This is a genomic window from Serratia sp. BNK-4 (assembly GCF_048685115.1).
GTDB lineage: Bacteria > Pseudomonadota > Gammaproteobacteria > Enterobacterales > Enterobacteriaceae > Serratia > Serratia bockelmannii.
The window spans coordinates 4,626,518-4,644,662 of sequence record NZ_JBLQTM010000001.1; the positions used below are offsets into that span (position 1 = coordinate 4,626,518).

The 18,145-nt window shown below is 55.9% G+C and carries 12 protein-coding genes, 4 tRNA genes, 3 rRNA genes and 1 riboswitch; of the genes, 3 read left to right on the top strand and 16 right to left on the bottom strand.

Annotation, left to right across the window (positions count from 1 at the left end):
• Nucleotides 1-19 precede the first annotated feature (19 nt).
• The 4 genes from ilvM to ACMGGW_RS21980 form a co-directional block, all read right to left on the bottom strand.
• On the bottom strand, nt 20-277 hold the full coding sequence (gene ilvM / locus ACMGGW_RS21965; protein WP_004929955.1) for an acetolactate synthase 2 small subunit: 258 nt from the start codon (nt 275-277) through the stop codon (nt 20-22).
• A complete protein-coding gene (gene ilvG, locus ACMGGW_RS21970; protein ID WP_049294987.1) occupies nt 274-1,920 on the bottom strand; it encodes an acetolactate synthase 2 catalytic subunit in 1,647 nt (548 codons plus the stop codon). The genes ilvM and ilvG overlap by 4 nt, the downstream gene beginning before the upstream one ends.
• A gap of 142 nt (nt 1,921-2,062) precedes the next feature.
• Entirely contained in the window at nt 2,063-2,161 is a 99-nt protein-coding gene (gene ilvL, locus ACMGGW_RS21975) for an ilv operon leader peptide (RefSeq protein WP_013814970.1), read from the bottom strand.
• Nucleotides 2,162-2,294: 133 nt separating this feature from the next.
• On the bottom strand, nt 2,295-3,527 hold the full coding sequence (locus ACMGGW_RS21980) for an MFS transporter (protein ID WP_089196353.1): 1,233 nt from the start codon (nt 3,525-3,527) through the stop codon (nt 2,295-2,297).
• Between the two features lie 341 nt (nt 3,528-3,868).
• Between ACMGGW_RS21980 and ACMGGW_RS21985 the strand changes: the two genes are divergently transcribed.
• Entirely contained in the window at nt 3,869-5,392 is a 1,524-nt protein-coding gene (locus ACMGGW_RS21985) for a YifB family Mg chelatase-like AAA ATPase (protein WP_049205986.1), read from the top strand.
• 27 nt (nt 5,393-5,419) lie between these two features.
• On the opposite strand, the gene ACMGGW_RS21990 is transcribed toward ACMGGW_RS21985, so the two are convergent.
• Nucleotides 5,420-5,758 (bottom strand): DUF413 domain-containing protein, encoded by a 339-nt coding sequence (locus ACMGGW_RS21990; RefSeq protein ID WP_004929946.1) that lies wholly within the window; start codon nt 5,756-5,758, stop codon nt 5,420-5,422.
• Between the two features lie 119 nt (nt 5,759-5,877).
• On the opposite strand from ACMGGW_RS21990, the gene hdfR reads away from it, so the two are divergent.
• Entirely contained in the window at nt 5,878-6,705 is an 828-nt protein-coding gene (gene hdfR / locus ACMGGW_RS21995; RefSeq protein ID WP_094141939.1) for an HTH-type transcriptional regulator HdfR, read from the top strand.
• Between the two features lie 268 nt (nt 6,706-6,973).
• Here hdfR and ACMGGW_RS22000 read toward each other — a convergent pair.
• From ACMGGW_RS22000 to btuB, 9 genes are all read right to left on the bottom strand, one after another.
• Nucleotides 6,974-7,049, bottom strand: a tRNA-Trp gene (locus tag ACMGGW_RS22000).
• Nucleotides 7,050-7,100: 51 nt separating this feature from the next.
• A tRNA-Asp gene (locus tag ACMGGW_RS22005) sits at nt 7,101-7,177 on the bottom strand.
• A 94-nt stretch (nt 7,178-7,271) separates the two neighbouring features.
• Nucleotides 7,272-7,387, bottom strand: a 5S ribosomal RNA gene (rrf, locus tag ACMGGW_RS22010).
• Between the two features lie 99 nt (nt 7,388-7,486).
• Nucleotides 7,487-10,394, bottom strand: a 23S ribosomal RNA gene (locus tag ACMGGW_RS22015).
• A 206-nt stretch (nt 10,395-10,600) separates the two neighbouring features.
• Nucleotides 10,601-10,676 (bottom strand) — tRNA-Ala (locus ACMGGW_RS22020).
• Between the two features lie 38 nt (nt 10,677-10,714).
• A tRNA-Ile gene (locus ACMGGW_RS22025) sits at nt 10,715-10,791 on the bottom strand.
• 74 nt (nt 10,792-10,865) lie between these two features.
• Nucleotides 10,866-12,407, bottom strand: a 16S ribosomal RNA gene (locus ACMGGW_RS22030).
• Together the 16S, 23S and 5S rRNA genes with 4 tRNA genes alongside form the textbook arrangement of a ribosomal RNA operon.
• Before the next feature lie 373 nt (nt 12,408-12,780).
• A complete protein-coding gene (gene murI, locus ACMGGW_RS22035) occupies nt 12,781-13,644 on the bottom strand; it encodes a glutamate racemase (protein ID WP_025304647.1) in 864 nt (287 codons plus the stop codon).
• Complete coding sequence (gene btuB, locus ACMGGW_RS22040; RefSeq protein ID WP_089181443.1) at nt 13,589-15,466, bottom strand: TonB-dependent vitamin B12 receptor BtuB; 1,878 nt, start codon at nt 15,464-15,466, stop codon at nt 13,589-13,591. Before btuB ends, murI begins: the two co-directional genes overlap by 56 nt.
• Nucleotides 15,467-15,534: 68 nt before the next feature.
• A riboswitch (cobalamin riboswitch) is annotated at nt 15,535-15,748 on the bottom strand.
• Nucleotides 15,749-15,870: 122 nt separating this feature from the next.
• Here btuB and trmA point away from each other — a divergent pair.
• Nucleotides 15,871-16,974 carry a tRNA (uridine(54)-C5)-methyltransferase TrmA gene (gene trmA / locus ACMGGW_RS22045; protein WP_025304649.1) on the top strand — a complete coding sequence of 368 codons (1,104 nt, stop codon included), beginning with the start codon at nt 15,871-15,873 and terminating at the stop codon, nt 16,972-16,974.
• Nucleotides 16,975-17,008: 34 nt separating this feature from the next.
• Here the strand turns inward: trmA and ACMGGW_RS22050 are convergent, their stop codons facing one another.
• Nucleotides 17,009-17,380 carry a YijD family membrane protein gene (locus ACMGGW_RS22050; protein WP_025304650.1) on the bottom strand — a complete coding sequence of 124 codons (372 nt, stop codon included), beginning with the start codon at nt 17,378-17,380 and terminating at the stop codon, nt 17,009-17,011.
• 15 nt (nt 17,381-17,395) lie between these two features.
• Nucleotides 17,396-18,028 (bottom strand): HTH-type transcriptional repressor FabR, encoded by a 633-nt coding sequence (fabR, locus tag ACMGGW_RS22055; protein WP_004931044.1) that lies wholly within the window; start codon nt 18,026-18,028, stop codon nt 17,396-17,398.
• Between the last annotated feature and the right edge of the window lie 117 nt (nt 18,029-18,145).

The window sequence follows — 18,145 nt, forward strand, 5'->3', positions numbered from 1 at the left end:
ATTTATCCTTCTCGGCGCCTCAGGCGCGTATTTGTTGTGATGTTGGCTGCTGGATCTCGACGCAGGAGACGTCCATCAGTTTGCTTAATTGAGATGACAACAGGGCGACCGGGCGCGGGCTGGCAACGGTCAATTCGATATTGATGCTGTCGGCGTTGGCCGGGGAAACCATATTCATAGCACAAACCTGAAAGCCGCGATGACGCACGACCCGCAATACGCGCTCTAACATTTCGGGGCGAAAACGCGCCTGGATCGATAGTTGATGCTGCATCATGATATTTCCTCCAACATGGTTTCGTTACCGGCGCCCGGCGGCACCAGCGGCCAGACGTTTTCGAGTTCGTCGATAGAGACCTGCAGCAGATAAGGGCCTTCGGTGTTGAACAGCGCCTCGAGCGCGCCCTCCACCTGATCCTTGCGGCTGATGCGCTGGCCGGGAATGCCGAAGGCGGCGGCCAGCATCAGGAAGTCGGGGTTATCGGACAGGTTGGTTTCGCTGTAGCGGCCGTCGAAGAACAGCTGCTGCCATTGGCGCACCATTCCGAGACGCTGGTTGTCCAGCAGCACGATCTTCAGCGGCAGCCGTTTGCGCTTGATAGTGCCCAGTTCCTGCACGTTCATCATGAAGGAACCATCGCCCGAGACGCAGATCACCGTATCTTGCGGACGCGCGATCTGGGCCCCGACCGCCGCCGGCACGCCGAACCCCATGGTGCCGAGGCCGCTGGAGGTGATGAAATTCTCCGGGCGCTCGAACGTCATGTGCTGCGCGCTCCACATCTGGTGCTGGCCGACGTCGGTGGTCACCACGCTGTTGGCCGGCTTGCGGGCGGACAGCTGGCGCAAGAACAGCGGCGCGTAGATCGGCTGGCCGGGGTGATCGTAGCGGCAGACGTGCTCGGCTTTCAGCGCTATCACCTGCTGCTGCCAGGCGGCGATGTTCAGCGGGCGCTGCAACGCCGGCAGCAACGTTTTCAAATCGCCTTGCAGGGCGACATGCGCCTGGCGCAGCTTGCTCATCTCCGCCGGGTCGATATCCATGTGGATCACTTTGGCGTGCGGCGCGAAGGCGTTCAGCCTGCCGGTCACGCGGTCATCGAAACGCGCGCCGACGGCGATCAGCAGATCGCACTCCTGCACCGCCAGGTTGGCAGCCTTGGTGCCGTGCATGCCCAGCATGCCGAGGTACAGCGGACCTTGCGCATCCGGCGCGCCCAGCCCCTTCAGGGTGGCGACGTTCGGCATGCGGGTCACGGCGATAAATTCACGCAGCGCCGGCACCGCCTGCGCCATGCCCACGCCGCCGCCGACGTACAGCATCGGTTTGTGCGCCTGCGCCAGCAGCTCAGCCGCCTCTGCCAACGCCGCCGCCGGGAACGCCGGCGCTTCGTCGACCGGCATCAGGTGCGGGTGCAAGTCGCCCTGCGCCAGCTGGATGTCTTTCGGGATATCGATCAGCACCGGGCCGGGACGGCCGCCGGCGGCGATGGCGAACGCTTCCGCCATGATGCCCGGCAAGGCGTCCAGCGATTCCACCAGGAAGCTGTGCTTGGTGCAGGCCAGAGACAGGCCGAGAACATCGATCTCCTGAAAGGCATCGGTGCCGATCAGCGCGGAGCCCACCTGGCCGGTGATGGCGACAACGGGAACAGAATCGAGCAGCGCATCAGCCAGGCCGGTGATCAGGTTGGTGGCGCCGGGGCCGGAAGTGGCGATACAGACACCGACTTTGCCGGTGGCGCGGGCGTAGCCGATGGCGGCCATAGCGGCGCCCTGTTCATGGCGGCACAGCAGGTGTTCCACGCCGCCGTCGTACAGCGCATCGTACACCGGCATGATTGCCCCGCCCGGATAGCCGAATACGGTATCCACCCCCTGCGTACGCAACGCTTGAACTACCCACTGAGCGCCATTCATGGTTATTTCCCCGCCTTACTTCGAAAATCGCAGGATTTTGTTCTGTTTTTCATGTTCTGCCCCTTGCTCCACTTTTCTCTTGCCAATAAAAAACCCCCGGACCTGACGGTGCGGGGGTTCTCTTGCGATTCCGGCTTGTTTGCTAAGCCTTTCTTCGTCCAAGTGCAGCCCCGCACGGTGGGATAATAATCACCACCACGCTAATCACGACTAGGCTAATCACTTGGGCAAAGGCTTTCATAATGGGTTTGTTCACTGTGCTCATTCAGAACTAATGCTTACAGAGGTACCACAGCCGCGCGCGACATGACAACACTTTTTTTGCGTTATTATTCGGCGCAATCTGGTCATACCTCACGCGAATCGCTTCTCTTTCACACGTTGGCGCGCACGCCCGGATTTTTCACCGCGTCGGTGATCGCCTTGCCGCGCGTATCCTTGCCGAAGAACACCAACAGGGCGATCGCCACCGCCACCGTACCGGCAACGATCGCCATCGCCAAGCCGTAATTATGCCCATGATGCTCGGCGATGGTGGCTTGCAGCGTAGCGTTGACCGAGGCGATCAGATTGCCCAGCTGGTACACGAACCCCGGCAGCACCGCACGGGTGTTGGCCGGCACCAGTTCGGTCAGGTAGGTCGGTATCACGCCCCAGGCACCCTGCACCATGAACTGCATCAGGAAAGCGCCGATCCCCAACATTAGCGAACCGCTGGAAAATGCCCACAATGGGATCACCGGTAAGGCCAGCAACGCGGCGATAATGATCGCTTTTTTACGACCGATTTTTTCCGATAATGAACCGAAGAAAACGCCACCGATAATTGACGCAATATTGTAGCTAATGGCGATGATACTGACGGTTTTAGGGTCGAAACCGTGCTGAACTTTCAGAAACACCGGATACAGATCCTGCGTGCCGTGAGAGAAGAAATTGAACGCCGCCATCAGCAGCACCAGATAGCAGCATAGCTTCCAGTGGCTCTTCAACACCGGCAATAAAGCCGTACTTTCTTTGCGCTCACGTGCCGCCAGCCACACCGGCGACTCCTGCACGCAATAATAAATAAACGGCAGCAGCAGGATCGGCGCCGCGCCGATAACGAACATTCCGCGCCAGCCGACCGTTTCGAACAGCAGGCCGTACACCACCGCCGCCAGCAGATAACCGAACGGATAGCCGGCCTGGAAAATGCCCGACATCAGGCCGCGCGAGCGGTCCGGTATGGTTTCCATCGCCAATGACGACGCCACACCCCAGATACCGCCCATCGCAACGCCGTACAACACTCGTAACAGCAAGAAGACCGTCAACGAGGGCGCGGCGGCGGAGAGCAGCTCAAACACCGAGAAGAAGACGATATTCAGCATCAAGATCGGTTTGCGGCCATATTTTTCCGCCGCACGCCCGAAGATCAGCGCGCCGATCGGCCGCACCGCCAGCGTGAGCAGAATAGCCAACGTGACCTGTTCCAGACCGACGTGAAAAGATTGCGCGATGTCGCTGAGTAAAAATACCAGCACGAAAAAATCGAAAGCGTCGAGCGTCCAGCTTGAAAAACTGGCAATTGCCGCGTTGCGTTGCAGCGGGGTCCAACCAAACATAGTGTTATCCCTACCGTAGAGTACGAAGTCAGGAGGTTTAGCGGCTGCCGGGCAGACTGCGGCGGCGGTCGGAGTGTGTTAAAGAAGTGATTTTTCTTTTAATCAATTGTTAAATACACCCGTTAACCCTATGGTTGCAATGCGTATGGGCCGCTAATGTGTTGCAGCCTTCAGCGAATTGTTAATGGGTATTGCCGCAGGTTGCGAGGCGGTTCGCACAATCTCGTTCAATTCGATGAAAATCAGTGATTATGCTGCGAGTTTCATGGAAAAAATGCCAAGAACGCCGCGCGGTACCTGGATAAATCGCGCATCATGCCGCCCTCAGCAAGGAGAGCGATATGTCACTGGCGGTAATCTATAGCCGCGCCATCATCGGCGTTCAGGCCCCTTCCGTGACGGTGGAGGTGCATATCAGCAATGGCCTGCCCGGCCTGACGCTGGTCGGTCTGCCGGAAACCACGGTAAAAGAGGCGCGCGATCGGGTGCGCAGCGCCCTGATCAACAACGGTTTCACCTTTCCCGCCCGGCGCATCACCGTCAATTTGGCACCGGCCGATCTGCCGAAAGAAGGCGGGCGTTACGATCTGCCGATAGCGCTGGCGATCCTCGCCGCCTCCGAGCAACTGCCCCTCGCACCGTTGGCACGCTACGAGTTTCTTGGCGAGCTCGCGCTGTCCGGCGCACTGCGTGCGGTCAGAGGCGCCATCCCGGCGGCGCTGGCGGCGGCTGACGCCGGGCGACAATTGATCCTGTCGACGGACAACGCCGCCGAGGTCGGCCTGATCGCACAGTCACAATCCCATACCGCCCAACACCTGTTGGAGGTCTGTGCTTTTTTACTCGGCCAGGGCGAACTGCCGGTGGCCGTCACACCCCCCGCAGCCGGCAATGCGTACGAAAACGCCGATCTGCGCGACATCATCGGCCAGGAGCAGGCCAAGCGGGCGCTGGAGATCGCCGCCGCCGGCGGGCATAACCTGCTGCTGATTGGGCCGCCGGGCACAGGCAAAACCATGCTGGCCAGCCGACTGACGGGCTTACTGCCGCCGCTGACGGAGCCTGAGGCGCTGGAAAGCCTGGCGATCGCCAGCTTGCAACACCCTGTTCTGAGCGCTCTGCCATGGCGCCAGAGGCCGTTTCGCGCGCCGCATCACAGCGCATCGATGGCGGCATTGGTCGGCGGCGGCTCACTGCCGCGTCCGGGCGAGATCTCGATGGCGCATAACGGCGTGCTGTTTCTGGATGAGCTACCGGAATTCGAGCGTAAGGTCCTGGATGCGCTGCGCGAGCCGTTGGAATCCGGCGAGATCGTGATTTCACGCGCCAACGCCAAGGTCTGTTTCCCTGCCAGAGTACAGTTGATCGCGGCAATGAACCCCAGCCCGACAGGGCATTATCAGGGGTTGCACAACCGCGCCTCGCCGCAGCAGGTGTTGCGCTATCTGGCCCGGCTGTCAGGGCCTTTTCTCGACCGTTTCGATCTGTCTATCGAAGTGCCGCTGTTACCGCCGGGTACGCTCAGCCAGCGGAAAACGCATGGGGAAAGCAGTGAGCAGGTGCGGAAACGGGTGCAGCAGGCACGCGCCCGGCAGCTCGAACGCGCCGGTAAAGTCAACGCGCTGTTGAGCAACCGTGAAGTGGAACGTGATTGTGTTCTGCAGGCGGCGGACGCCGAGTTTTTGGAGACGACATTAAACGCGCTGGGGTTATCGGTACGCGCCTGGCAGCGCATCCTGAAAGTGGCTCGCACGCTGGCGGATTTGGCGGGAGATACTGAACTCGACAGGCGCCACCTCAGCGAAGCGCTGGGCTATCGCAGTATGGATCGTCTGTTGTTACAGCTACATCGCAGTCTGGAATGAAAATGGGGCCCGCAGGCCCCATCGTCTTTAGTCTTCGCTGTCGCTGTAATCTTCCACTGCGTCAGCCTGCGGTTTACCGCCGGACAGAGTATGGAATTTCTTCGGGCGACGTGTGCGCGCCAGATATTTAGCCCATACTTTTTCCTGCTCGGTAGCCGCTTCGCGCTCACCTCGGCACACTGCGACGAACAGCTGTTCTTCTTCAGTCGCTGGCTGGCGTTTACCCGAGTCCAGCTCGTTAAACGCGTAGCCGAAACGCTCTAGCAATTGCGCCTCTTTAATGGTGAAATCGCCGTGACGGGAGAACCCGCGAGGGTAATGTTTATTATCAAAAAAACGATTGGTCGTGGTGAAGCTATCCGCCATCTGACACGCTCCTAATTCTCTTATGGCCGTGCTGTTTATGGCGCGGAGTATTAGATAGGCTTGACAGCGTGTAAAACAAAACATTTAAATCTTAACGACAAATTTTTTTGGAGATAGGTGTGGATACCGAATTACTGAAAACCTTTTTGGAGGTCAGTAGAACGCGTCACTTTGGCAGAGCCGCAGAATCTTTGTACTTAACGCAGTCCGCGGTCAGTTTCCGCATCCGTCAGTTAGAAAACCAGTTGGGCGCAAATTTATTTACCCGTCATCGCAATAACATCCGCCTGACGCCTGCCGGCGAGCGGCTTCTGCCCTATGCCGAAAGCCTGATGAACACCTGGCAGTTGGCGAAGAAAGAGGTCGTGCGTTCACTGCAACATACCGAGCTGTCGATCGGCGCGACTGCCTCGTTGTGGGAGGCTTATTTGACCCCCTGGTTGCAGTCTCTCTATCAACAAAGAGAGGCGCTGCAGCTCGAAGCCAGGGTGGCCTTAAGGCACTCTTTGGTAAAGCAACTGCATGAAAGGCAGCTCGATTTACTGATCACCACTGAGCCGCCAAAGATGGACGAACTGGCCAGCCAGCAGCTGGGCAATTTCTCATTACGCCTGTTCTCATCCGCGCGTCGTGACAAGCAATCCCCCATGCCGTACATCAAGCTGGAATGGGGGGCCGACTTCCACCAACAGGAAAACCGCATGTTGGAAGGTGATAACGTGCCGGTACTCACGACCACCTCGGCACACCTGACGCGTCAGTTGCTGGAAACCACAGGCGGATGCGCTTTCCTGCCCAGCCAGTGGGAAAAAGAGTATCCGCAGTTGCTTGCCGCCACCGAGATCCCGCCGATTGTCCGCCCACTGTATGCCGTCTGGTTGCAAAACAGCGATCAACAACCTTTGATTCGGCAATTACTTAAAATACCTTTAAATACCGCAGCCTAAAGCATTATGGCGGCCTTAAATGCCGTCATCGTGGTAATGACTGTCTATCATGCTAAAAGCCGCCCATCGCCTTCTGAGAGAAGATAATGCAAAACGATAAGAGAATCCGGAGGCGTGCAGGGTAAAGCTCGGAAGAACATGAAGCAGCCAGGATCGGGCAAACCTCGGCATATAGCGTCAAAAGCGCTCTTTTCCAAAGCGGGAATGCACTAAGGGAAGGGATAATAGGTAAAAAAAAACCCTTTGCTTTCGCAAAGGGTTCTTAATATGGCAGGGGCGGAGAGACTCGAACTCGCGACACCCGGTTTTGGAGACCGGTGCTCTACCAACTGAGCTACGCCCCTAAATCTCGCTTAACATTATGCCTGCTAATAAAGCAGGCATAATTAAATAAGTGGCGGAACGGACGGGGCTCGAACCCGCGACCCCCTGCGTGACAGGCAGGTATTCTAACCAACTGAACTACCGCTCCACCGATTCTTTTACGTTGCATCTCTCGATGCCGGCAAATTCGCGCTTTGCGATTTGCGCATTACCAGTCGTCACACTGATAACGTTAATTTGATGCCTGGCAGTGTCCTACTCTCGCATGGGGAGACCCCACACTACCATCGGCGCTACGGCGTTTCACTTCTGAGTTCGGCATGGGGTCAGGTGGGACCACCGCGCTATTGCCGCCAGGCAAATTCTGTTTCATTCCAACCGCATCACTCCCGTGAAGCCATCAGAACCAATCTCGGAACTTCGCTGAAAATCTCTCTAAAAACACCTTCGGTGTTGTAAGGTTAAGCCTCACGGATCATTAGTACTGGTTAGCTCAATGCATCGCTGCACTTACACACCCAGCCTATCAACGTCTTAGTCTTAAACGTTCCTTCAGGGGCCTTAAAGGCCCAGGGAAGACTCATCTTGAGGCAAGTTTCGCGCTTAGATGCTTTCAGCGCTTATCTTTTCCGCACTTAGCTACCGGGCAATGCCATTGGCATGACAACCCGAACACCAGTGGTGCGTTCACTCCGGTCCTCTCGTACTAGGAGCAACCCCTCTCAATCTTCCAACGCCCACGGCAGATAGGGACCGAACTGTCTCACGACGTTCTAAACCCAGCTCGCGTACCACTTTAAATGGCGAACAGCCATACCCTTGGGACCTACTTCAGCCCCAGGATGTGATGAGCCGACATCGAGGTGCCAAACACCGCCGTCGATATGAACTCTTGGGCGGTATCAGCCTGTTATCCCCGGAGTACCTTTTATCCGTTGAGCGATGGCCCTTCCATTCAGAACCACCGGATCACTAAGACCTACTTTCGTACCTGCTCGAGCCGTCACTCTCGCAGTCAAGCTAGCTTATGCCTTTGCACTAACCTCACGATGTCCGACCGTGATTAGCTAACCTTCGTGCTCCTCCGTTACTCTTTGGGAGGAGACCGCCCCAGTCAAACTACCCACCAGACACTGTCCTCACCCCAGATTATGGGGCCGAGTTAGAACATCAAACATTAAAGGGTGGTATTTCAAGGATGGCTCCACGCAGACTGGCGTCCACGCTTCAAAGCCTCCCACCTATCCTACACATCAAGGCTCAATGTTCAGTGTCAAGCTATAGTAAAGGTTCACGGGGTCTTTCCGTCTTGCCGCGGGTACACTGCATCTTCACAGCGAGTTCAATTTCACTGAGTCTCGGGTGGAGACAGCCTGGCCATCATTACGCCATTCGTGCAGGTCGGAACTTACCCGACAAGGAATTTCGCTACCTTAGGACCGTTATAGTTACGGCCGCCGTTTACTGGGGCTTCGATCAAGAGCTTCGCCTTGCGGCTGACCCCATCAATTAACCTTCCAGCACCGGGCAGGCGTCACACCGTATACGTCCACTTTCGTGTTTGCACAGTGCTGTGTTTTTATTAAACAGTTGCAGCCAGCTGGTATCTTCGACTGGCTTCAGCTCCATCCGCAAGGGACTTCACCTACATGCCAGCGTGCCTTCTCCCGAAGTTACGGCACCATTTTGCCTAGTTCCTTCACCCGAGTTCTCTCAAGCGCCTTGGTATTCTCTACCTGACCACCTGTGTCGGTTTGGGGTACGATTTAATGTTACCTGGAGCTTAGAGGATTTTCCTGGAAGCAGGGCATCAACTACTTCTGCACCGTAGTGCATCGTCATCACGCCTCAGGGTTAGTATGCAACCGGATTTACCAGGTCACACCCCCTACACGCTTAAACCGGGACAACCGTCGCCCGGCTAGCCTAGCCTTCTCCGTCCCCCCTTCGCAGTAACACCAAGTACAGGAATATTAACCTGTTTCCCATCGACTACGCTTTTCAGCCTCGCCTTAGGGGTCGACTCACCCTGCCCCGATTAACGTTGGACAGGAACCCTTGGTCTTCCGGCGAGCGGGCTTTTCACCCGCTTTATCGTTACTTATGTCAGCATTCGCACTTCTGATACCTCCAGCAACCCTCACAGGCCACCTTCAACGGCTTACAGAACGCTCCCCTACCCAACAACGCCTAAGCGTCGCTGCCGCAGCTTCGGTGCATGGTTTAGCCCCGTTACATCTTCCGCGCAGGCCGACTCGACCAGTGAGCTATTACGCTTTCTTTAAATGATGGCTGCTTCTAAGCCAACATCCTGGCTGTCTATGCCTTCCCACATCGTTTCCCACTTAACCATGACTTTGGGACCTTAGCTGGCGGTCTGGGTTGTTTCCCTCTTCACGACGGACGTTAGCACCCGCCGTGTGTCTCCCGTGATAACATTCTTCGGTATTCGGAGTTTGCATCGGTTTGGTAAGCCGGGATGGCCCCCTAGCCGAAACAGTGCTCTACCCCCGAAGATGAGTTCACGAGGCGCTACCTAAATAGCTTTCGGGGAGAACCAGCTATCTCCCGGTTTGATTGGCCTTTCACCCCCAGCCACAAGTCATCCGCTAATTTTTCAACATTAGTCGGTTCGGTCCTCCAGTTAGTGTTACCCAACCTTCAACCTGCCCATGGCTAGATCACCGGGTTTCGGGTCTATACCTTGCAACTAATCGCCCAGTTAAGACTCGGTTTCCCTACGGCTCCCCTATACGGTTAACCTTGCTACAAAATATAAGTCGCTGACCCATTATACAAAAGGTACGCAGTCACACCACGAAGGTGCTCCCACTGCTTGTACGTACACGGTTTCAGGTTCTATTTCACTCCCCTCGCCGGGGTTCTTTTCGCCTTTCCCTCACGGTACTGGTTCACTATCGGTCAGTCAGGAGTATTTAGCCTTGGAGGATGGTCCCCCCATATTCAGACAGGATGTCACGTGTCCCGCCCTACTCATCGAACTCACGACCTGTGCATTTTAGTGTACGGGGCTATCACCCTTTGCTGCGCGACTTTCCAGACGCTTCCACTAACACACAAGCCGATTCAGGTTCTGGGCTCCTCCCCGTTCGCTCGCCGCTACTGGGGGAATCTCGGTTGATTTCTTTTCCTCGGGGTACTTAGATGTTTCAGTTCCCCCGGTTCGCCTCATGCCACTATGTATTCATGACATGATAGTGTGTCGAAACACACTGGGTTTCCCCATTCGGGTATCGCCGGTTATAACGGTTCATATCACCTTACCGACGCTTTTCGCAGATTAGCACGCCCTTCATCGCCTCTGACTGCCTAGGCATCCACCGTGTACGCTTAGTCACTTAACCTCACAACCCGAAGATGTTTCCATCGTTCGCGCTGCAAACATTTGAGAGACTCTATGACAGGTTACTCTTCATCCCAGTACATCTACGGAGGGATAAATTTCAGCCGTCATGTTTCAATTTTCAGCTTGTTCCAGATTGTTAAAGAGCAAAATACTTCGCAGCATACTGTCGCCAATATACTCTGAAGTATTAAATACCGGACTATATGGTGGAGCTAAGCGGGATCGAACCGCTGACCTCCTGCGTGCAAGGCAGGCGCTCTCCCAGCTGAGCTATAGCCCCATACAGTCACGTGCAGTACCTTTTCCACTTCGAAGAAGTGGTAGGCCTGAGTGGACTTGAACCACCGACCTCACCCTTATCAGGGGTGCGCTCTAACCACCTGAGCTACAAGCCTATAAAGGTATTTCTGCTCGTTACTTTCTATCAGACAATCTGTGTGAGCACGCCACTCGAACTAATATCTTTAGGTAAGGAGGTGATCCAACCGCAGGTTCCCCTACGGTTACCTTGTTACGACTTCACCCCAGTCATGAATCACAAAGTGGTAAGCGCCCTCCCGAAGGTTAAGCTACCTACTTCTTTTGCAACCCACTCCCATGGTGTGACGGGCGGTGTGTACAAGGCCCGGGAACGTATTCACCGTAGCATTCTGATCTACGATTACTAGCGATTCCGACTTCATGGAGTCGAGTTGCAGACTCCAATCCGGACTACGACATACTTTATGAGGTCCGCTTGCTCTCGCGAGGTCGCTTCTCTTTGTATATGCCATTGTAGCACGTGTGTAGCCCTACTCGTAAGGGCCATGATGACTTGACGTCATCCCCACCTTCCTCCAGTTTATCACTGGCAGTCTCCTTTGAGTTCCCGGCCGAACCGCTGGCAACAAAGGATAAGGGTTGCGCTCGTTGCGGGACTTAACCCAACATTTCACAACACGAGCTGACGACAGCCATGCAGCACCTGTCTCAGAGTTCCCGAAGGCACCAATCCATCTCTGGAAAGTTCTCTGGATGTCAAGAGTAGGTAAGGTTCTTCGCGTTGCATCGAATTAAACCACATGCTCCACCGCTTGTGCGGGCCCCCGTCAATTCATTTGAGTTTTAACCTTGCGGCCGTACTCCCCAGGCGGTCGATTTAACGCGTTAGCTCCGGAAGCCACGCCTCAAGGGCACAACCTCCAAATCGACATCGTTTACAGCGTGGACTACCAGGGTATCTAATCCTGTTTGCTCCCCACGCTTTCGCACCTGAGCGTCAGTCTTCGTCCAGGGGGCCGCCTTCGCCACCGGTATTCCTCCAGATCTCTACGCATTTCACCGCTACACCTGGAATTCTACCCCCCTCTACGAGACTCTAGCTTGCCAGTTTCAAATGCAGTTCCCAGGTTGAGCCCGGGGATTTCACATCTGACTTAACAAACCGCCTGCGTGCGCTTTACGCCCAGTAATTCCGATTAACGCTTGCACCCTCCGTATTACCGCGGCTGCTGGCACGGAGTTAGCCGGTGCTTCTTCTGCGAGTAACGTCAATTGATGAACGTATTAAGTTCACCACCTTCCTCCTCGCTGAAAGTGCTTTACAACCCGAAGGCCTTCTTCACACACGCGGCATGGCTGCATCAGGCTTGCGCCCATTGTGCAATATTCCCCACTGCTGCCTCCCGTAGGAGTCTGGACCGTGTCTCAGTTCCAGTGTGGCTGGTCATCCTCTCAGACCAGCTAGGGATCGTCGCCTAGGTGAGCCATTACCCCACCTACTAGCTAATCCCATCTGGGCACATCTGATGGCAAGAGGCCCGAAGGTCCCCCTCTTTGGTCTTGCGACGTTATGCGGTATTAGCTACCGTTTCCAGTAGTTATCCCCCTCCATCAGGCAGTTTCCCAGACATTACTCACCCGTCCGCCGCTCGTCACCCAGAGAGCAAGCTCTCTTGTGCTACCGCTCGACTTGCATGTGTTAAGCCTGCCGCCAGCGTTCAATCTGAGCCATGATCAAACTCTTCAATTAAAAGCTTGATTTGCTTCCACTCGAGAAGCGATGCTCAAAGATTTACTGCATGAATTTTACTTCAGTTAGTCACTCTTCAAGACTTGATATTTTTTTGCATCCGAAGATGCTGGATATCGTCTTGTGGAGTGCCCACACAGATTGTCTGATAAATTGTTAAAGAGCAGTGCCGATAAACTCATCGGCGCGGGCTGCGTATATTACGCTTTTCACCCGGAGAGTCAAGCGTTTATTTCGCTTTCTTCTCGCTGACCCGGCGGCTTGTCAGTCGTTGTTCCCGGTCAGTGGAGGCGCATTATAGGGAGTTCTCGGCAGGCCGCAACCCCTATTTTCAATATTTTTTCCGACCGTTGAATGTTTAACCAAAACACCGTTAAAGCGGCAGTTTTTTCAACGATTTAAAGCCATAACCCTGCAAAACGGGCAATAAAGCGTCAGTATCTTCATTTAACGCCATGCAATACGCCAGATTCTCTTCCTGGCTCGAGACCAGATTTTCCTGCGTTGAGATGAGCCAGGCGGTGCGGCGGGCAATCGCCGCGCCGGAATCCACCAGCCGGGTGCCTTCCGGCAACACCTGCATCAACTCTTCAGCTAATAGAGGGAAATGGGTGCAGCCCAGCACGACGGTATCCGGCGGCTCGCGCATGCTCAGCCACGGATGCAGGATCTTCTTCAGCACCGGCAGCGGCACGGCTTCGCCATGGAGCTTGGCCTCCGCCAGCTCCACCAGCTCTGAAGAGCCCAGCAGTTCAATCTTGCAGTCGGTGGCGAAACGGGAAATCAGTTCGTGGGTGTAGCTGCGCTGTACGGTACCGCGGGTCGCCAACAGGCCGACAATGCCATTAACGGTAAGACGGGCCGCCGGTTTGATGGCGGGCACCACGCCCACGACAGGGAAACTGAAACGCTCGCGCAAGGCCGGCAAGGAAACGGTGCTGGCGGTGTTGCAGGCAATGACGACAATCGCCAGAGGATGACGTTGCTGTACCGCGCCGACAATTTCCAGCACGCGCTCAACGATAAACTCTTCGGACTTCTCGCCGTAGGGGAACGCCACGTTGTCGAAAGCGTATATATAGTGGAGATCCGGCAGCAACTGCCGAACCTCCTGATACACCGACAACCCGCCGACGCCGGAATCAAAAACCAGCACCGTCGGGCGAGGTGTGGCGGTGCTGTTAGAAGGTATAGCTTCCAGTGAGGTAGTATTCTCTTCCTGGAGTAGCATAGCCATAGGCCGTCTCATAATCTTTATCAAACAGGTTGGCAATTCTACCACGAACTGTCAGATGAGATGTGACCGGATACGAAACTGCGAGATCCCACAGGCTCACGCCGCCGAGTTTAACCGTCGGGCTAGGATAAACGCCATAATCCTTGTCGTAGCGCTCACCCAGGTATTGATAGGTTACTGCCCAATCAAAGTCGTACAGTTGCCAATCCAGCTCGTATTTCACCTGCTGTTTAGCGCGGCGCAGCAGCACTTCGTTGGTTTTAGCATTGCGCGGGTCGACATAATCGTAACCAATCTGATGCGTCAGCGGGCCGGTTTCAAAAGAAGCCGTGGCCTCTACACCTTTAATGGTCGCCTTACCGATATTATAATAGCGGTAACTCACCGGATCGCTGTCGATAAGATTATCAATGTCATTGCGATAACCGGAAATACGCCAGGTCACAGGCCCGGTCAAGCCTTCAAAACCGCCTTCCCATTGCTTGCTTTCTTCCGGTTTCAAATTATTGTTGCCGTAAGTGGTACTAAACAACTGGTTCATGTTTGGCGCTTTGAACGCGGTACCGTAAGAGGCAATGAAACGATACCCCTCGATGAATTCCCAGGCTGCACTGGTTTGCCAGGTGCCGTGCCAACCGAACTCCGAGTTGTCGTCGCCACGCGCAGCAGCCTCCAGCGTCACCGGTCCCACCAACTGTTGCCCAGTCAGATAGATGCCAGTATTGCGCTGGCTTCTCTCGCTGCTGACGGACGCGGTACCCGGTTTGATTTGTTGATCCTGCCAATCTGCGCCCGCACTAATGGTGCCTTGGGCAACCTTGAACGTGTTGCCCCACTGCAGATTGTACTGTTCCGAATCATCCAAACTGGAGGAGATCGCATACTGGCCTTTGCGCGGATCGTAATTGTAGTCTTTGCTGTGGCTGTAACTCCCCACTAGCTGCGTGGCGTAAATCCCTTCCTGATAGCGCAACCCCGTGTCCCATGTTTGGCTGTACAGCTTACGGGTATCGGGCAGACCGGTAATATTGAAGTCTTTATCGTAAGAATAGAATCCATCGTAGCCTGTACGATTATCGTAACCATAACCACGCACAAAACCGCTGATTTGCTCGTTAAATTGGTGCTGCAATGCGCCGTAGAGCAATTTGCTCATAAAGCCGTCGCGATCGGGCTGAGGAATACTGGTATTACCTTCAGCCACCACGTCATACCCTTTGGTATAGGTGTAATTCCCCGCCACCGTCGCCACGGTGCTGTCACCCAGTTGTTGTTGGGTCGACGCGTCATAGGATTGATAGCCGTTGGAGCCGACGCCGGCTGAGAGCGTCGTGCCGTTCTTTTCGCGGGTGGTAATAATGTTGACCACGCCGCCGATGGCATCGGAGCCGTACACCGCCGAGCGCGGGCCGCGAATGTATTCGACTTTCTGCACCAGCGAAATCGGGATTTGGCTGAGATCGGAAGAACCGCTGACGCCCGCCTGATTAAGGCGAATGCCGTCAATTAGCACCAGCACATGGCTGGAGTTGGTGCCGCGAATAAACAGCGAGCTCTTTTGTCCCAATCCACCGTTTTGGCCAACGTCCACGCCCGGCAAACGGCGCATCACGTCGGTCAGGCTCTTGGCCTGCCAGCGATCGATATCGTTACGGGTGACGATGGAAGTCGGTGCCAGCACAGAAGAAACCGGCTGCGGGAAACGGTTGGCGGTCACCACCAGGTTATCGCCATTCTTGGCTGTGGTGTTGTCTTGCGCCCATCCAGAAAAAGCCGTGACGGAGGAGACCACCGCCAGCAGCATATTTTTTGTAATTGTCATGAGAAAAGCATCCAAACTTAATTGGCGGATGCCGCAGGATCATGGCCGGTAGTTCGCGACGGCCACGGACATTGCGACGTAACACCGGCAGGTCTTCGGGCTTGGGATTTGCGGGCCGCGGGGCGCGACCGGCAACGGGCGATGACTTCCCATCCTGCAGTGGACAGTGTCTGCGTCGAAACGCTATCGCCGTGACTTCCCCTTACCGCTGCGCGTCAGCTCCGGATTCACACCGGATTCCCTTTTCACTCGCTGCTTGAGGCCGGACGGCAATGCTACGATCAATGAAAATAGATGTCTAGACTGCTACTAATGTTACAAATAATAAACGCGACAAAACTGGACTTCACGGGCTGATTCCCTACAATCCCCGCTGATCAAATTTGCCTGACGAGAAGACACACATGACGCCCGAGAATTTGCCTATTGAACGTTACGATGACCAACTGGCGGAGAAAGTCGCCCGCCTGAAGACGTTGATGTCACCGTTCGCGGCGCCCGAGCCGGAAGTGTTCCGCTCGCCAGTCGACCACTACCGCATGCGCGCCGAATTCCGCATCTGGCACGACGCGGATGACATGTATCACATCATGTTCGATCAACAGACCAAGCAGCGTATTCGCGTCGACCAGTTCCCGGCGGCCAGCGAGCTGATCAACCGCCTGATGACCGCCCTGATCGCCGCGCTGAAACCGGAGCCGATCCTGCGCCACAAGCTGTTCCAGATCGATTATCTGTCGACGCGAAGCGGCAAAATCATCGCTTCGCTGCTGTATCACCGCAAGCTGGATGACGTTTGGCAACAGCGAGCCGAGCAGCTGCGCGACGAGCTGCGCGCTCAGGGTTTCGACCTGCAGCTGATCGGCCGGGCGTCGAAGACCAAGATCATGCTCGACCAGGATTATGTTGACGAAGTGCTGCCGGTCGCCGGCCGCGACATGATCTATCGTCAGGTGGAAAACAGCTTCACGCAGCCCAACGCGGCCATGAACGTGCAGATGCTGGAGTGGGCGTTGGCGGTTACCGCCGGTTCCAAAGGCGATTTGCTGGAGCTGTACTGCGGCAACGGCAACTTCTCGCTGGCGCTGGCGCGCAATTTCGAGCGCGTGCTGGCGACCGAGATCGCCAAGCCGTCGGTGGCGGCGGCGCAGTACAACATCGCCGCCAACCATATCGACAACGTGCAAATCATCCGCATGGCGGCAGAAGACTTCACTCAGGCGATGAACGGAGTACGCGAATTCAACCGGTTGAAAGGCATCGATCTGAGCGGCTACAACTGCGAGACGATTTTCGTCGATCCGCCGCGCAGCGGGCTGGACGAGGAAACGGTGAAGATGGTGCAGGCTTACCCGCGCATTCTGTATATTTCATGCAATCCGGAAACGCTGTGTGCCAACCTGGAAACGCTGCAGGCCACCCACCGGGTCAGCCGCCTGGCGCTGTTCGATCAGTTCCCGTATACCCATCACATGGAATGCGGTGTGTTGCTGGAAAAGCATCGCTGATACGACAGGGGCGCCATGATGGCGCCCCGTTTCATTACGATTCTTGAGTCGGCGCATCCGGCGCCTTGCGCGCCTTCAGTTTCATCCCGATCCACAGCACCAGCGCCACGCAGATCACCGACGGCAGGAAGTTGGAGCCGATCTGCGGATATTCGGCGCGCACGATGGCGCTGTACAGCAGCAGCCCCAGCAGGAAACAGGCCGCCGCCAGCTTCGGCATACCGTCCGGCATGGCGCGGTTCAGGTAACGCTGATGCAGGCAGTACACCGCCAGCACCAACGCGATCAGCGGGAAGATCGAAAACGGCACCACCGAGCTGAACAGCGCGGCAAAGGAACCGTTGATCGAAAGGCCGGCAATTAACGCCAGCAGTAAGGTGCCATTTTCACGGCCTGGTTTTTCCATCATTTTTTACCTTTTTTATACGTGGGACACAGAAGCTTTTTCTTGTTCGCGACGATACCAGTAATACGCCCCTTTGGAGATCATCCGTAGCTGCAGCACCAGCCGTTCTTCCAGCTGCTGCCGCTGCTCGACGTCGATATCCAGCGCTTCCGCGCCGGCGCTGAACACGATGGTGACCATCGCTTCCGCCTGCGCTTCGGTAAAACTGCGCGGCATGTGGTTTTCCAATTCGAGGTAGTCCGCCAGTTCAGCGATGAAATGCTGGATCTCGCGCGCCACTGCCGCACGGAATGCCGCCGACGTGCCGGAGCGCTCACGCAGCAGCAGGCGGAAGGCGTTCGGGTTGTTGCCGATAAATTCCATAAAGGTGGACACCGAGGTGCGGATTACGCTGCCGCCCTTGGCGATGCGTTGGCGCGCCTGGCGCATCAACTGACGCAGCATCAGGCCGCTTTCGTCCACCATGGTCAGCCCCAGCTCGTCCACATCGCGGAAATGGCGATAAAACGACGTGGGCGCAATGCCCGCCTCGCGTGAAACTTCCCGCAGGCTCAGGCTGGCGAAGCTGCGTTCGGCGCTCAGCTGGCTGAAAGCGGCTTCGATCAGGGAACGACGAGTCCGTTCTTTTTGTTGTGCTCTGACGCCCATATGCATATCCGGATAGGTTCCATTTTCTCAGTCTAACGCCCTAGACTCGGCAATATAGCAAATTTTATTGCAACAGCATTTATACTAACGCGCTCTATCACACTTCCGCCCTGAGCC

Coding starts and splice junctions, on each gene's coding strand:
- fabR (WP_004931044.1), bottom strand. CDS start 18,028: ATGGGCGTCAGAGCACAACAAAAAGAACGGACTCGTCGTTCCCTGATC.
- trmA (WP_025304649.1), top strand. CDS start 15,871: ATGACGCCCGAGAATTTGCCTATTGAACGTTACGATGACCAACTGGCG.
- ACMGGW_RS22050 (WP_025304650.1), bottom strand. CDS start 17,380: ATGGAAAAACCAGGCCGTGAAAATGGCACCTTACTGCTGGCGTTAATT.
- ACMGGW_RS21990 (WP_004929946.1), bottom strand. CDS start 5,758: ATGGCGGATAGCTTCACCACGACCAATCGTTTTTTTGATAATAAACAT.
- ACMGGW_RS21980 (WP_089196353.1), bottom strand. CDS start 3,527: ATGTTTGGTTGGACCCCGCTGCAACGCAACGCGGCAATTGCCAGTTTT.
- ilvG (WP_049294987.1), bottom strand. CDS start 1,920: ATGAATGGCGCTCAGTGGGTAGTTCAAGCGTTGCGTACGCAGGGGGTG.
- murI (WP_025304647.1), bottom strand. CDS start 13,644: ATGGCTATGCTACTCCAGGAAGAGAATACTACCTCACTGGAAGCTATA.
- ilvM (WP_004929955.1), bottom strand. CDS start 277: ATGATGCAGCATCAACTATCGATCCAGGCGCGTTTTCGCCCCGAAATG.
- ACMGGW_RS21985 (WP_049205986.1), top strand. CDS start 3,869: ATGTCACTGGCGGTAATCTATAGCCGCGCCATCATCGGCGTTCAGGCC.
- btuB (WP_089181443.1), bottom strand. CDS start 15,466: ATGACAATTACAAAAAATATGCTGCTGGCGGTGGTCTCCTCCGTCACG.
- ilvL (WP_013814970.1), bottom strand. CDS start 2,161: ATGAAAGCCTTTGCCCAAGTGATTAGCCTAGTCGTGATTAGCGTGGTG.